This is a genomic window from Novosphingobium sp. G106 (assembly GCF_019075875.1).
Classification (GTDB): Bacteria; Pseudomonadota; Alphaproteobacteria; order Sphingomonadales; family Sphingomonadaceae; genus Novosphingobium.
This window is the reverse complement of sequence record NZ_JAHOOZ010000004.1, coordinates 239,337-252,779: the sequence shown is the minus strand read 5'-3', so window position 1 is coordinate 252,779 and position 13,443 is coordinate 239,337. Positions and strand designations below refer to the sequence as shown.

The 13,443-nt window shown below is 66.0% G+C and carries 15 protein-coding genes; all 15 read left to right on the top strand.

Annotated features, from left to right (window positions below):
- Window positions 1-4: 4 nt before the first annotated feature.
- From KRR38_RS35030 to KRR38_RS34960, 15 genes are read left to right on the top strand one after another with little or no spacing between them, the layout of a single operon-like run.
- Window positions 5-613: a type IV conjugative transfer system protein TraE gene (locus tag KRR38_RS35030; protein ID WP_217408350.1), complete on the top strand. Its 609-nt coding sequence runs from the start codon at window positions 5-7 to the stop codon at window positions 611-613.
- Entirely contained in the window at window positions 610-1,434 is an 825-nt protein-coding gene (locus tag KRR38_RS35025; protein ID WP_254515926.1) for a type-F conjugative transfer system secretin TraK, read from the top strand. Before KRR38_RS35030 ends, KRR38_RS35025 begins: the two co-directional genes overlap by 4 nt.
- Window positions 1,434-2,771 (top strand): TraB/VirB10 family protein, encoded by a 1,338-nt coding sequence (locus KRR38_RS35020; RefSeq protein ID WP_217408349.1) that lies wholly within the window; start codon window positions 1,434-1,436, stop codon window positions 2,769-2,771. Before KRR38_RS35025 ends, KRR38_RS35020 begins: the two co-directional genes overlap by 1 nt.
- 20 nt (window positions 2,772-2,791) lie before the next feature.
- Window positions 2,792-3,619, top strand: coding sequence for a DsbC family protein (locus tag KRR38_RS35015; RefSeq protein ID WP_217408348.1), 828 nt, complete (start codon window positions 2,792-2,794; stop codon window positions 3,617-3,619).
- The gene (locus tag KRR38_RS35010) at window positions 3,619-3,906 is read left to right on the top strand and encodes a hypothetical protein (RefSeq protein ID WP_217408347.1); all 288 of its coding nucleotides are present in this window, start codon (window positions 3,619-3,621) and stop codon (window positions 3,904-3,906) included. Before KRR38_RS35015 ends, KRR38_RS35010 begins: the two co-directional genes overlap by 1 nt.
- Window positions 3,893-4,564, top strand: coding sequence for a hypothetical protein (locus tag KRR38_RS35005; RefSeq protein WP_217408346.1), 672 nt, complete (start codon window positions 3,893-3,895; stop codon window positions 4,562-4,564). Before KRR38_RS35010 ends, KRR38_RS35005 begins: the two co-directional genes overlap by 14 nt.
- Before the next feature lie 3 nt (window positions 4,565-4,567).
- Window positions 4,568-7,153, top strand: a complete 2,586-nt coding sequence (gene traC / locus KRR38_RS35000) for a type IV secretion system protein TraC (protein WP_217408345.1) — start codon at window positions 4,568-4,570, stop codon at window positions 7,151-7,153.
- Window positions 7,153-7,515, top strand: a complete 363-nt coding sequence (locus KRR38_RS34995) for a hypothetical protein (RefSeq protein ID WP_217408344.1) — start codon at window positions 7,153-7,155, stop codon at window positions 7,513-7,515. Before traC ends, KRR38_RS34995 begins: the two co-directional genes overlap by 1 nt.
- Before the next feature lie 10 nt (window positions 7,516-7,525).
- Complete coding sequence (locus tag KRR38_RS34990; RefSeq protein WP_217408343.1) at window positions 7,526-8,074, top strand: TrbI F-type domain-containing protein; 549 nt, start codon at window positions 7,526-7,528, stop codon at window positions 8,072-8,074.
- Complete coding sequence (locus KRR38_RS34985) at window positions 8,058-8,636, top strand: S26 family signal peptidase (RefSeq protein WP_217408342.1); 579 nt, start codon at window positions 8,058-8,060, stop codon at window positions 8,634-8,636. The genes KRR38_RS34990 and KRR38_RS34985 overlap by 17 nt, the downstream gene beginning before the upstream one ends.
- On the top strand, window positions 8,633-9,268 hold the full coding sequence (traW, locus tag KRR38_RS34980; RefSeq protein WP_309141261.1) for a type-F conjugative transfer system protein TraW: 636 nt from the start codon (window positions 8,633-8,635) through the stop codon (window positions 9,266-9,268). Before KRR38_RS34985 ends, traW begins: the two co-directional genes overlap by 4 nt.
- Complete coding sequence (gene traU / locus KRR38_RS34975; protein ID WP_375293507.1) at window positions 9,268-10,344, top strand: conjugal transfer pilus assembly protein TraU; 1,077 nt, start codon at window positions 9,268-9,270, stop codon at window positions 10,342-10,344. The genes traW and traU overlap by 1 nt, the downstream gene beginning before the upstream one ends.
- Window positions 10,344-11,084, top strand: a complete 741-nt coding sequence (trbC, locus tag KRR38_RS34970; RefSeq protein WP_217408341.1) for a type-F conjugative transfer system pilin assembly protein TrbC — start codon at window positions 10,344-10,346, stop codon at window positions 11,082-11,084. Before traU ends, trbC begins: the two co-directional genes overlap by 1 nt.
- The gene (locus KRR38_RS34965; RefSeq protein ID WP_309141260.1) at window positions 11,081-12,952 is read left to right on the top strand and encodes a conjugal transfer protein TraN; all 1,872 of its coding nucleotides are present in this window, start codon (window positions 11,081-11,083) and stop codon (window positions 12,950-12,952) included. Before trbC ends, KRR38_RS34965 begins: the two co-directional genes overlap by 4 nt.
- Before the next feature lie 5 nt (window positions 12,953-12,957).
- The gene (locus KRR38_RS34960) at window positions 12,958-13,386 is read left to right on the top strand and encodes a hypothetical protein (RefSeq protein WP_217408340.1); all 429 of its coding nucleotides are present in this window, start codon (window positions 12,958-12,960) and stop codon (window positions 13,384-13,386) included.
- Window positions 13,387-13,443 lie beyond the last annotated feature (57 nt).

Below are 13,443 nucleotides of genomic sequence, written 5' to 3'. Positions count from 1 at the left end.
GGCCATGGAAGTCGGTTATAGCCAGGCGCAGGCGCAGCGTGTCCTCAAGCAGCGCAACATGCTCGTGCTAGCCTGCGCGAGCCTCGGCGTCATCTCGCTTTTCGCGCTCGTCGGCGCTGCGTCGAAGGACCGCGAAGTCGTCCTGCAGCCGGTCCTGACGAACCCGCTCACAATCTCGAGCCAGGGCGTCAGCCGCCAGTATCTCGAGCTCGTCACGCGCGACGCGTCGGTGCTGATGTTCAACCGCACGCCGCAGAACCTCGAATACTGGATCGAGTCGGTTCTCAAGATCACGCACCCCTCTGCCTATGGCAAGCTCAAGGGCGAGTTGCTCAAGATCGCCAATGACCAGCGCGGGTCGAGCGTCGCCCAGTATTTTACGATCGAGGCGATGAAGGTCGATCCGGCAGGGCTGACCTCCGAGGTAACCGGCGTGCTCCACACACTGGTCGGCCGCCAGGAAGTTTCTGCGATCAAACGCACCTTCCGTTTCGACTGGACCTATTCGGGCGTCGAGCTGCGCCTCGTTGGCTTCGGCGCGGTCGTGCCGCCCGGCGAGGTGACCAAGTCAGCCGCTCCCACCCCCACAGAATCCACGGACGCAGTGCAATGATCATGGGCTTCACCACGCCGATGCCAGCAGCCGCGTGTCTTGCTGCGGCCTCAGCGCTCAACGCATCGGGCCTCCTCAATCTTCGCGGGAGAATGCTGACCGGTACTTTGTTCGCAGCTGTCGCCGCAGCGGCAGCAACTCCCGCCTATGCCGATCAGACCCTCATGGTCGAGGACAACGCGCGCGTCGATTGCACGGCCTCGGCCAAGGACCTGACCCGGATCAGCCTGGTCGGCGACGAATTCGCCAGCGTGTCCAAAGTCCAGGCGGCGAACGAGCTCGACGATTTCAACGTCGTCAACGAGCCGACGCGCGGCGACATCTATATCGCGGTGCCCGAGACCTTCCGGGCCAAGACACTCTCGTTCTTCGGCACGACCAAAAAGGGCTTCGTCTACAAGTTCGCCTGCCGGATCGAGGCCGTAGAAGCGCAGCAAGTGTTCCTGTCGAACCAGGCAGCGATCGCGAAGGCCGAGAGCGGGGCCGACGAGGAAGCGCCCGACGGCGACGAGACCGCGGTGCGGCTCGTCCAGGCCATGGCCTCGCAGAAGGTCGTGCCCGGCTATCACATGGCGCGCAGCGCGCTCGTGCCCGTGCGCGCAGGCGATCTCTCGGTCCAGCTCGTCTCCGAATACCAGGGCCTCGATTACGTTGGCCGGGTCATTCGCATCGAGAACCTTGGGTCCAAGCCGGCCCTGCTGTCCGAAAGTCAGATCGCGCCGACCGCTTCGGTCGCCGTCAGCATCGCCAACCCTGAGTTGCAGCCGCGACAGGTCACCGCGGCCTACATCGTGCTGCGCAAGCAAGGAGTGAGGCCCTGATGGCCGGCCTGAGCCAAATCTTCCGCCGCAAGCGGTCCGTCGATGCCGGTGAGGGAAGCACTGCGACGCCCAGCCTCGACCTCGGCGACAACGATGAGGTCCTGCGCAAACAGCGCCTGGCGCTCTACGCGGGCGGCTCGGTGCTGCTCGCCGGCGCAGTCTGGTGGATCTTCAGCGAGAGCCCGAAACCCGACAAGCTGGACGGCGCGGCGCCGACTTCTCAGGAGATCAAGGTTTCGACCGATGACCTGGGGTCCCGCAACCTCTCCGAAAAGGAGTGGATCGCGATGTCGGAGAACCGGCTCCAGTCGCAGGACAATCAGATCCGCCGCATGTCGGGGCAGGGCGATCAGATCCAGCAGCTCCAGTCGCAGATCGACGCGCTGCGCGCCGAGAACCAGTCGATGGCTTCGGACGGCTCGCGGGTGCTGTCGGCCTATGAGGACGAGAACCGCACGCTCAAGAACCAGCTCGCCGCCGCGCAATCCGCGCCAGCGACAGCCGCCGGTCCGCGCGCCCTTTACGGTGCTGGTGGGCCGGCAGCCTACCAAGGCGCGGGCGGCATCGCCGGCAAGCCGGTCGGACCACGCTCAGATCTCAAGGTCATCAATTTCACGACCGGCTCCGGCGCAGCTGGGCCCGGCGCTGGCGGCGGCCCCAAGCCTGCCGACCGCGGCAACACCGTCTTCACCGACAGCCCCAACTACCTGCCGGCGAACAGTTTTGCCACCGCGCGCGTGATCGTCGGCGTCGACGCATCATCGAACGTCCAGTCGCAGGCCGATCCGCTGCCCGTCGTACTGCGTATTACCGGCCCCGCCCGATCGGCCGCGGAGGGCGGCCGCGTGCTCACGACCAGGCTGCAAGGGTGCCTGGTCAACGGCGCGGCGCGCGGCGATCTCTCGTCCGAGAAGGTCTATGTCCGGCTCGCCAAGATGACCTGTCCGCAGCCGGGCGGTCGCTATGCCGAAAGCGAGGTCAAAGGCTTCATCGCATTCGGCGGCAAGACCGGGGTGCGCGGGCGCGTCGTCAGCCGCGAAGGCAGCCTTGCGACCCAGGCCTTCATGGCAGGGCTGGTCGGCGGCATCGGCCGCGGCTTCTCGGCCAATGCCAACAGCTACTTCACCGCGCCCACCACGGTGGTGAACGGCCAGCGCGAGAAGATTTCGACGAGCGACATCATGAAGGGCGGGCTTGGCGAAGGCGTGTCCGCGGCGGGCGACAAGGTCTCGCAATACCTCATCGAACGCGCCGAGCAGTATCAACCCGTCATCGAGATGCCGACCGGGATCGATGTCGAGATCGTGTTCCTCGAGGGCGCCTTCATCCGCAACTGACAGCCAAAAGGGTTCATTCGATGAATTGGAGAATTGCGGGACTTGCCGCGCTCATCGCCGCTACGGCCTCTGTCGCTGTCCTGGCCGCAAGTCCGGTCGATGGCGCGCGCGTCGGCCAGCTCCTCAAGGCCCGCCTGCCCAAGACCAAGGTCAGCGCGGTCGACTGCAGCAAGATCGAGGGGCTTTGCGAAGTGGTCGCCGGCAAGACGCTGTTCTACACCGACGCCGGCGCGCGCTACCTCTTCGTCGGCCGGCTCTACGACATGGAGACGCGCCAGGACCTGACCGCGGCCAAGCTCCTCGAGATCAATCCCGATATGCTGCTCGGCGGGGCGGCGGCGAGCGTCCAGGTTGGCGCTCAATCAGCCGGGCGCGAAGAAAGCGAGGCGCCGCAGCTGACCCGCGAAGCAAAGGCTCGGCCGACTGTGCCGGCGAAGGTCGATCTGGCCGGGCTGGGCAATTCGGGCGCGATCGTCTGGGGCAAGCCCGCCGGCCGTACCGTTACGATCTTCACCGACTTCCGCTGCGGATATTGCCGCGCGCTCGCGAGCACGCTCGAACAGATGGACGTGCGCGTGATCGAGCGGCCGATCTCGGTGCTCGGCAGCCGCGATCTCGCCAACCGGGTCTATTGCGCGCGCGACAAGGCCCGGGCCGTGCGCGCCGCCTATGCCGGCGAGACCCTGCCCGGCGCGAGCTGCGACACCTCGGGCCTCGATGCCAATGAGCGCTTCGCCCGCGAGAAGGGCTTTACCGGCACGCCGGTCATCGTTCGCGATGACGGCGCGGTGCTCGAAGGGTTCCGCCCGCGCGACTTTCTCGAGCAGTGGATCAAGGGAGGCAGCTGATGGCCACTTGGTCTCCGGCCACCGCGCGCAAATCATTCGCCGTCTTCGCCGCGCTCGACCTTGGCGCCCTTTTCGCGCTGTCGAGCAAGGCGCTGCACGAAGCGCGCCAGGCCGATCCTGCGGGACTACTCTCTCTATTCATCGCAATGCAGGCCGCGGCCGTCTGCGGCCTGTTGCTGCTCACGCTCTGGTTCCTCGCTGCCGCGGTCCGCGCGCCCATCCAATCTGGGATGCGCTGGTGTCGGCGCCACACGTCCATGCGGGAGAATTCCCATGTCCAAGGCTAGATGGGCGGTCGGGATCGGCGCGCTCGCTGCGCTCGCAGGATGCGCGACTTTCGGCGGTAACGTGAAAGGCAACTTTCGCTGCGAGGCGCCGGGCGGCATGTGCGCGCCGACGACCAAGATCGACGACCAGGCGCTGGCGCTGATTTCCGGCGACGCCGGACAGGGCGGTGAAGTTTCAAAGCCCGCTGCGGGGACCAAAGGCTTGTCGGCGTCGACGTCGGCGTTGGCCCAGCATTCGCCGCGCGCGCTGAAGATCGTCCTGCCCGCGCGCCAGGATCGCTTCGGTCGCTGGCGCGAGCCGACCATCGTTTATGCCGAGCTCGAAGACGAAGGCCCCGTCATGCTGACCGGCGGCGACCAGCCATCCGCTACGCAGACCAGGCTCAGCCTCGCCGATCTGGCGGCCGGCGCACCTGAATTGCCGACACTCGCCCCAGTCGGGGCAGCGCCTCCACCCGCGCAGGCTACAAAGCCGGCAAGCCGCGAGCAGATCGCCGATGCCGTGAAGCAGCGGCTGCAGCCGGGGAAAGCGGCTTCGCCAGCTACCGCGCCGCGTCCAGTGGACAAGCCGTCCGCTGAGAAGCCGGTGGCTGGGGCGAGCCCGTCCGTGTCGGCGCCGAGCTTTCCGGCGAGCGCCGATGCCGGGCGAGGAAAATAGCCGATGTCGCTGATCGATCGGATCGTTGCAGACATTTTCGGCGGACCGCGCCGGCTAGAAAAGGCGCCGCCCGAGGCCGCCGTGCCGATGCTATCGCACTGGCTGCCCTATCGCAGCTACGATCCCAAGAAGGGGCTCTACCACAACAGCGCCTCGCGCGGCTTCGTGATCGAGGTCGCGCCGCTGGTCGGCGCCGACGAGCGCACCAGCGAGATCATCGCGCAGTTTCTTTCGGAAGGTATCCCGCAGGGCACCTGCATCCAGATCATGCACTGGATGAGCCCGCGGCTCGCCGACAGGTTCGGCCAGTGGTTCATGCCGCGCTACGAGGTCGGCGGGGTTTACGAGTGCATGGCGCGCCATCGCGCCGATCATCTCGCCGGCGGAGTGTGGCAGAGCCTCTCGAAAGACGCGCCGTTTCATTTGCGTTCGCACCGCGTGATCATCTCGGTGGGCGTTCCCGAATATACGAAGGTCAGCGAGGACGAGCTCGTCACGCTGCGCGACAGCATGATCTCGATGCTGCGCTCGATCGAGGTCCACGCGCACGCGATCGACCCCATCGGACTGCTCGCGCTGATCGACGATCTGACCTCGCCGACCACGTCGTCGGACGAGGATCCCAAGGAGTACAACCCCTTCGATCCGATCGCCGACCAGGCGGTGCGCCGCGACATGGAAATGCAGGTCGAGGCCGATCGCATCCACTTCCGCACCGAGCGCTTCCGCGCGACCGGGGTATTCGTCGACGGTGCACCCGAGATCGGTGAGATCCGCCCCGATCAGTTCGACGTGCGCTCCTACGCCGTGCGCAACCTGCCGCCGCGGTGGGCGCCCTGGGATACCGCGCGGCTGATCGGAGATCCCTTTACCGACAAGCTGCGCATGCCGTGCCCCGTCGCGACCGTGCTTTGCATCGAATATCCCGACGAGCAGGCGGCCAACACCCGCGCCGGCTTCAAGTTCATGCGCACGACCAGCCTCGCCGATTCCCGCTCGGCCCGGTACATGCCGCAGCTGCGCGACCAGTCGCGCGAGTGGGAATATGTTCAGGAACAGCTGCGCCAGGGCCAGAAGCTGGTCCGCGTATTCTACGGCGTCACCAGCTTCTCGCCCCATGGGCAGGGTGACACCCACGAGCGCAGCCTCAAGGCGATCTACAAGGCCTCGGGCTGGGAGCTCCAGGACGAGCGCCACATGCAGATGTTCGGCTTCCTCTCGGTGATGCCGATGACGATGGCGAACGGGCTTGCCCGCGATTTCGAGCGCATGAAGCGGATGCGCACGATGCTCACCACCACGGTCGCCAACATCGCGCCGCTCCAGGGCGAATATCTCGGCAATAGTATCCCGCACCTGCTGCTCGTCGGCCGGCGCGGGCAGCCCTTCTTTTGGTCGCCGTTCGAAAACGCGGCGGGCAACCACAACGTCGCGGTCTTCGGCAAGTCCGGCTCGGGCAAGTCGGTGACCTTGCAGGAGATCACTGCGGCGCTGGTCGGGGCCGGCGCCAAGGTCATCGTTATCGATGACGGCCGCTCGTTCGAGCACAGCTGCAAGCTGCAGAACGGCGATTTTGTCGAGTTCACCATGAGCTCGGGCTTCTGCCTCAACCCGTTCTCGATGATCGACCCGGCCCAGGCCGCGGCCGACGACGATTACCGGCTCGACTGCATGGGCATGCTGAAATCCATCATCGGGCAGATGGGCCGGCATATGGACCGGCTCGATGATACCGAGCGCGGTCTGATCGACGGTGCGGTCAATGCGGAGTGGGAGCGCAACGGCAGCGAGGGCTCCATCGATGGCGTGATCGAGGAGCTCAAGGCCGCCGGGCACCCGCAAGGCATCGCGCTCTCGATCGCGATGCGGCCGTTCTCAAGCGCCGGTACTTACGGCCGCTTCTTCCAGGGGAAGGCCAGCCTTAGCATCCACGCCCGGCTGACGGTTTTTGAGCTCTCCGATCTTTCAGCGCGCGAGGAGCTTCGATCGGTGGTGCTCACCGCGATCATGTTCCTCTCGAGCCAGGCGATGCGCGCCGACCGCGCCACGCGAAAGGCGCTGCTGCTCGACGAGGCCTGGCAGCTTCTCAAGGGCGGCTCGATGGCCGACTTCGTCGAGACCTACGCGCGGACCTGCCGCAAGTATGGCGCCTCGCTCATCACCGCGACCCAGTCCTTGAACGACTACTACAAGTCGGAAGGCTCGATTGCCGCGCTCGAGAACAGCGACTGGTTCGTCATCCTCCAGCAGAAGCCCGAGACGATCTCGGACTTTTCGAAGCTCGGCCGCTTCGAGATGTCGCCGGGCACTGATGCCCTGATGCGCAGCCTCAAGCGCAACGGCACCGAATATTCCGACATCATGATCAAAGGCCCCGAGACGCTTGCGGTAGGCCGGCTCGTGCTCGATCCCTATTCGGGCACTGTCTTCTCCTCGAGCCCGCAGGTCTTTGCCGACGTCGACCGCCTGGTCGAGCGCGGCCTGCCGATGGACGCCGCCATCGAGCGCGTCGCCTTTCCGGGCGACCGGACCAAATGGACCAGCGTCGCCAACCGGCCGAGCGATGACGCGCCGGAGGCGGCCGAATAATGCGGCGCAGTACTCCATCGATACAGCCTACGCACGGGCGCGGCGCCGCGGCGGCCTATTGGATCGTCACGGTTTGGGCCTGGTGCGCGCTGAACGGCCTCGCTGCGCTGGGCCTACTCGCACTGTTCTTCATCCTCTTCGCCAACGCCAGTTACGAAGGGTTCTTCCGCGAGGGTGGCAACCTGGCGGCGCACTATCTCGCTGCGGCGCCCGCCGCGCGCGCCTCGTTCCAGCACATCATCGCATGGCTCTTTGCAGGCGCATTCGTGCTGATTGCGGCGATGCGCGCCCGCGCGCTGGCCGCGGATCTGCGCGCGAGTGCCGCGACCAGGCCGTCCAATCCCACCGTTACCGCCATCTGAGGGCTGACCAATGCAGGACCTGTTTGGACACGTTGAGGAACCGCCGGCATCAACCCTGCCGTCAAGGCGGCGATCCGGTTTCGCAGGCTATTCCTGGACCGGGATTGCGATCGGCGCAGTGCTCATCGGCACCTCGGTCTGGGGCGCCTGGATCACGCGCGAGGTGATCAAGCTCAAATCGCGGCGTATCGTTGCGGTCAGCCTCTCGGCGATGATCAACGATTTCGTCATGGCCGAGGCGCGCTCGGGCAACAGCCCCGAACAGGTCGAGCGTGATACCCGCCATTTCATGGCGCTGCTCCAGGATGTGCTGAAGAAGCGGGCGCAGGACGGCACGACGATCCTGGTGGGCGAGGCGGTCGTATCGGGCTCGGTGCCCGACGTGACCGCCGACGTGCGCGGGGAAGTCGGCCGGCTCATCACCGCGAACGCGCCGGCCGCGGCGCCAACGCTCGGTGCGGTGCCGCCGCGGATCGCGCCGATGCCAAGTTCCGAGGCCGCGCCCGCGCGGCGCGGTGTGGCGGCGCTGCTCGGACCGGCAAATGGCCAAGAACGATGAGCGCAGCGGTGAGAGCCCCGATGAGCCTGGCCCTCAGCGCGGCGGCGTCCTGCGGCATTGGGCCATCGCCGGCTTTGCCTTGCTGGGGCTCCTGGGCTGGAAAGCTCTGGACGATGCAGCCTCGCAGCGCCTGTTCTTCGTCAACCGTTCGCCGTCGCTGCCCAACTGGGCCTTTCTGGTGAAGCGCGGCACCTCTCCGGTCCGCGGCGACACGGTGTTCTTCGCGCCGCCCACAACGCCGCTGGTTACGCGGCACTTTGGCGTGCGTCCCGCGCCCTTCGGCAAGATTGTCTACGGCATGCCTGGCGACGTCGTTGAGCACGAGGGCGCCGACGTCTTTGTCCGGGCGGCGAACGGGCAGGGCGCCCGTCGCCGCGTTGCGACGATGAAGTCGCGCTCACAGCTCGGCGAGGCGCTCGAGGCTGGCCCGGTCGGGACCATTCCGGCCGGCTGCTACTATGTTGGCAGTCCACATAAGGACGGCTTCGACAGCCGCTACGCCGCGATAGGCTTCATCTGCCGCTCTCGCATCATCGGTACGGCCGAAGTGAGCGTGCTGTGAGGACGGCTCCTATCATCCTGGCCGCAGGGCTTGCCGCCTTGCCCGCGCCCGGCATGGCACGCGACTACGGCCAGCAGGGCACGGTCTTCGCGCTGCTCGAGCCCGACCTGCTGCGCACGATCGAGACCAAGCTCAAAACGCTGCAGGCAAACGGCGGGATCGACCGCATGAACCGCGAGCTTGCGGAGCGTACCGAGCGCAAGGTCCGCCGGCCCGATCCCGTCTTCGGCATGGCGCCGGCCTTGAAGCCGCGGAGCTGGACCTATGATCCCGCCGTCGCGATCGACCATGACGTGTCCGATACCAAGGGGAACGTGATCGCGCGCGCCGGCCAGCGCATCAATCCGCTCGATTTCGTGACGGTGCGCCAGGCGCTAGTCTTCATCGATGGCGACGACGCGGCCCAGCTGACCTGGGCGCTCGCGCGCTATACCGACCTCACCGCCAAGATCATCATGGTGAAGGGCGCGCCGCTCGAGGCGATGACGCGATATCAACGCCGGTTCTATTTCGACCAGGGCGGCTATCTTACCGATCGGTTCGGCATCCGCGCCGTGCCCGCGGTCGTCGAGCAGGCCGGCAAGACCATGCGCGTCAGCGAAATTCCCGTGTCGCTGCAGAGGGGCGGGTGATGGCGCCGCGAGCACGGCGATTGACACTTGGCGTCATGGCGTCAGCCGCGCTCGGCCTGTCGCTGTTCGCTTCGGTTCCGGCCGCCGCGCAAACGCCGGTGCAGGGCGCGACCTCTCAGGCGTCCGCCGGTGGCAGCATCCCGGGTAGCTGCACGGGTAAGTTCGTCAATCCGATCACTGATGTGTGCTGGTCGTGTCTGTTCCCGCTGTCAGTCGGCGGCCTCCACATCTTCCCTTCCCTCGCCGGGCGGCCCGACACGGGTAACCCGACCCTGCCGATATGCCTGTGCGGCTCGCCGATCCCGCGCATCGGCATCGCCATGGGCTTCTGGGAGCCGGTCCGCCTCGCCGACGTCTCGGTAAAGCCCTGGTGCTTCGTCAATCTCGGCGGCAAGCGCATCGCGCCGGGTTTCGACATCGGTTACGGCAAGGCGCGGCGCACACCCGACGGCCCGAACACCGGGTCGAAGTGGCACGTCCACTGGTACATGTACCCGCTTCTCTACTGGATGGAGGTGCTGACGGACATGGCCTGCCTCGAGCAGTCCTCGTTTGATATCGCCTATGTCACCGAGATCGACCCGCTTTGGCAGGACGATACGCTGACCGCGCTGATCAACCCCGAAGTCGCGATTTTCGCCAATCCTATTGCCCAGGCGGCCTGCGCCGCGGACTGCGCGAGCGCGACAGTCCATCTGCCGCTCGATCCGCTGTTCTGGTGCGCCGGCTGCCAGGGGCCGATGTACCCGATGAACGGCAATGTCTCGGCGCACATCGGCCACGTCCAGGCGAGCCGGCTCGCCCTCTCGCGCTTCTCCTACAAGATGCACCGGATGGGCATCGCCTGGGGGACTATGGGCGGCGAGGGCCTCTGCAAGAAGTACCTCATGCCGATCATGAAAAAGCAGCAGTACCGCTTCCAGGCGGTGAACCCGAGCCCCATGGTCAAGGGCCGCTGGGCCTGTCCGCCGATCGGATCTTCAGACCTCAAGCCAGGTTCAGGTAACACTTATCCCGCCGTCGGCGAGGACATGGGCTACCTCGTCTGGCGCAAACGCAACTGCTGCGTGCTGTGATGCGCCGGCGCCTTCTTATCCCGATCACAGCGCTCGCGCTGGCCGGCACGACCTACGCGATCGCCCAGACCGTCGACGGCCTCGACCTCCAGGCCGTCATGGGTCGCAAGGCCGAGAATGCCGAGGAGGCCGCCGCGCTTGCCAGCGAGGTCGCGCGCCGCGGCGATGCTTTGCGCGACGATGCGCTCGAGGCCGCGCGCGGCGGCGAAGCGAATTTGAACCACGCCGCGCGGACCTTGAAGGTAGGGTCGGATGGCCAGATTGACTTCGACGAGATCGTAAGTGCCGCCGGCGATAATCAGGGCGAGCGCGGTAAGGCGCCGCAGCTCATGGTCTTCGCCTCGCTGTCGATGCCGCCCGAAAGCCTGAAGCCGCTGATTCGCGATACCGCCAAGGCGGGCGGGGTCGTCGTGTTTAACGGCTTTCCCGGCAACTCGATGAAGGCGTTCCAGGAAGGCATCGTCCGGGTCGTCGACAACCAGGCGAGCTACAACAACATCGGCATCGATCCGCGGCTGTTCCGTGCGTTCCATGTGACCTCGGTGCCTGTGTTCGTCGTTGCGACGTCGGATTTCGATCCCTGCGACGGGTTCGACTGTACCACCGCCGTGCCGCCGCATGACCGCATGAGCGGCAACGTGACGCTGGGTCATGCGCTCGAGACTTTCGTCGACGGCAAGGGGCCGGGTGCAGCAATCGCCGCGGGCGCGCTGCGGCGGCTCCAGGGTTCCACGCCGTGAAGCCGCGCCGCGATCCCTTATCCGCGCTCCTGCTGCCGATCGCGGCTTTGCTGTTTGCGCCCGCCGCGTTCGGTCAGGCGGCCGGCGAAATGGACGCCGCGCACAAAGACGGGATCGATACGGGCAAGACGATGCGCAGCGAAGCGAGCTCGCTCCCCGATCAGCAGCCGACCAGCGATACGATTCCAGGCTTCCAAGGGACGCCAGACAATCTCGGCAATCTATTCGGCAGCGACGACAAGGCCCTGAGCGCGGCGGCGGGCGGCGCATCCTCGGTCGCGGAATATGGCGTCGTTCGGCAGGGCGACGCCAACAAGAGCCGGGTCCCAAGCGACCAACTAACAAGCATCCGAACCCGCGGCGACGAGATCAACGCCGAGCCCGGGGCCTTCGCGCTCGGTATCGATGCCAATGGCCAGACCGGGACCTGCCGCGAGATCACCACCGAGACCTCGCCGACCGAATTCTACGAGGCTACCTGCAACATCGGGGCCAAGGTCGAGGATGTCACCAGGACGTGCTCGATCACGATGGCGCCCGAGGTCAGCAGCACAGCGGCCTACAAGTACTATGTCGTTCCCGACAGCGCCTACGGCACACCCTTTGCGCGTTACGCCTCGATTCAACCCTACGTATCGTCGGGCGTCTGCAAGCCGACGGGCGTCAGCAAAATGGCCTGCGCGGCCCATGTCGACTACGGTTGGACGCCGGCGAACAACAAGTACTGCGACGACTACAGCGCCACCGAATACGAGTGCACCGCCGATCTCGACATCGCCGCCGCCCCGAGCCCGAAGACGGGCAAGTCATGGCATGTCCAAAGCAGCACGACCACGGTCACCACGAAACGGGTCGATGGCTGCGGCGCTCTCGCCGGCGACACGATGTGCACGCAGCAGTCCGCCGAGGATGTCTGCACCCAGGGCCCCGAAACCCGGATCATAAATGGCGTACCGGTGACGGAAGCCTGCTGGGCCTGGCAGCGCTCTTATACCTGCCACCAGATCACCCAGGCCACCGATTGCGGCGATTTCGAAGCCGATCCCAAATGCACCTTCTTGCGCGACGAATGCCTCGATGAGGATCCGTCAGGCGGCGCCTGCAAGACCACCGAGCAGATCTATAGCTGCCCGGTTCCCGTCAGCACCGCCCCGCAAAAGGAATATGTCTGCGGCGGCGACATCTACTGCGTGAACGGTGTTTGCCAGGAAATCGAGCGCGACGCCTCGGACGAGCTGAAAGATGCGCTCGTTGCCATGGGTGCGATGGATCAGGCGCAGAAGGAGTTTGACCCCGATAACCTGAGCCTGTTCAAGGGCGCGCGCGAGACCTGCCACCAGCCCATCTTCGGTCTCGTCAACTGCTGCGCGGGCAAGGTGTCGGGGCTCCTGACGACCGCCGCCGGCCTCAGCGCGCTCGCCGGCGGCCCCGCGGTGCTCGCGGGCGTTGCGACCCAGTTCCTCACGCTGTTCCTGTGCTCGACCCAGGAGAAGATGCTCGACGTCAAGGACCGGATGGGTTTGTGCCATTTCGTCGGCAGCTATTGTTCGTCGAGCTTCCTCGGCATCTGCAGCACGAAGCGGAAGACCTATTGCTGCTTCCAGTCGAAGCTGACGCGGATCCTGCAGGAGCAGGGCCGGCCGCAGATCGGCAAGCCCTGGGACAAGCCCAAGACCGAGCAGTGCCTCGGCTTCACCATCGACGAGTTCTCGCGGCTCGATCTCTCCAAGATGGATTTCACCGAGATCTACGCGGAATTCCTCGAGGCGGCGAAGCTCCCCGATGAAGCCCAGATGGCCGCCGACATCCAGACGAAAATCCGGGCCTATTACCAGGAGAACGCGGCCGCGAGCACGGGAGGACAATGATAAAGATGGCGCGCCAACCCTCTCATAACGGGGCAGCGATCAGGCGTCTGTTCCAGACGGACTGCTGCTCCGACCGCGATGAACTGACGCCTCAGCAGCTCGACGCGATCGCGGGCGCTCATTCGGGGCTCGCCGAGGTCGTCATCCAGGAATGGGCGATCCTGCTGCGCTGCAGGGGAGGGTGCCCGGTCGCGACGGTCGAGCTGGTGCATAGTCTGCTCCACTGGTTTTCCTATCCGCTCTCAGCGCCAGAGCTCACGGATTTTCTCGAGCGTCTCATCGCCCGCGATTGGCTGGTTTGCATCGACGACGGGCGCGCATTTCACACCACTGGGCTCGGCGAGGAGGTCCTCGCGCAAACCGAGCCGGCGCTCGTGCGCGGCACGCTCTGGAACTTGCTCAGTGGCCCTCATTCCAGCGGAGAATCCCGGTGAAGTTCATATTGGCCACCATGCTGCTCGCCGCTGGGCTGCCTACGACCACGTTCGGCC

Bases quoted from the DNA above. Each gene is read 5' to 3' on its own strand.
- KRR38_RS35030 (WP_217408350.1), top strand. From the start codon at position 5: ATGGAAGTCGGTTATAGCCAGGCGCAGGCGCAGCGTGTCCTCAAGCAG.
- KRR38_RS35025 (WP_254515926.1), top strand. From the start codon at position 610: ATGATCATGGGCTTCACCACGCCGATGCCAGCAGCCGCGTGTCTTGCT.
- KRR38_RS35020 (WP_217408349.1), top strand. From the start codon at position 1,434: ATGGCCGGCCTGAGCCAAATCTTCCGCCGCAAGCGGTCCGTCGATGCC.
- KRR38_RS35015 (WP_217408348.1), top strand. From the start codon at position 2,792: ATGAATTGGAGAATTGCGGGACTTGCCGCGCTCATCGCCGCTACGGCC.
- KRR38_RS35010 (WP_217408347.1), top strand. From the start codon at position 3,619: ATGGCCACTTGGTCTCCGGCCACCGCGCGCAAATCATTCGCCGTCTTC.
- KRR38_RS35005 (WP_217408346.1), top strand. From the start codon at position 3,893: ATGTCCAAGGCTAGATGGGCGGTCGGGATCGGCGCGCTCGCTGCGCTC.
- traC (WP_217408345.1), top strand. From the start codon at position 4,568: ATGTCGCTGATCGATCGGATCGTTGCAGACATTTTCGGCGGACCGCGC.
- KRR38_RS34995 (WP_217408344.1), top strand. From the start codon at position 7,153: ATGCGGCGCAGTACTCCATCGATACAGCCTACGCACGGGCGCGGCGCC.
- KRR38_RS34990 (WP_217408343.1), top strand. From the start codon at position 7,526: ATGCAGGACCTGTTTGGACACGTTGAGGAACCGCCGGCATCAACCCTG.
- KRR38_RS34985 (WP_217408342.1), top strand. From the start codon at position 8,058: ATGGCCAAGAACGATGAGCGCAGCGGTGAGAGCCCCGATGAGCCTGGC.
- traU (WP_375293507.1), top strand. From the start codon at position 9,268: ATGGCGCCGCGAGCACGGCGATTGACACTTGGCGTCATGGCGTCAGCC.
- trbC (WP_217408341.1), top strand. From the start codon at position 10,344: ATGCGCCGGCGCCTTCTTATCCCGATCACAGCGCTCGCGCTGGCCGGC.
- KRR38_RS34960 (WP_217408340.1), top strand. From the start codon at position 12,958: ATGGCGCGCCAACCCTCTCATAACGGGGCAGCGATCAGGCGTCTGTTC.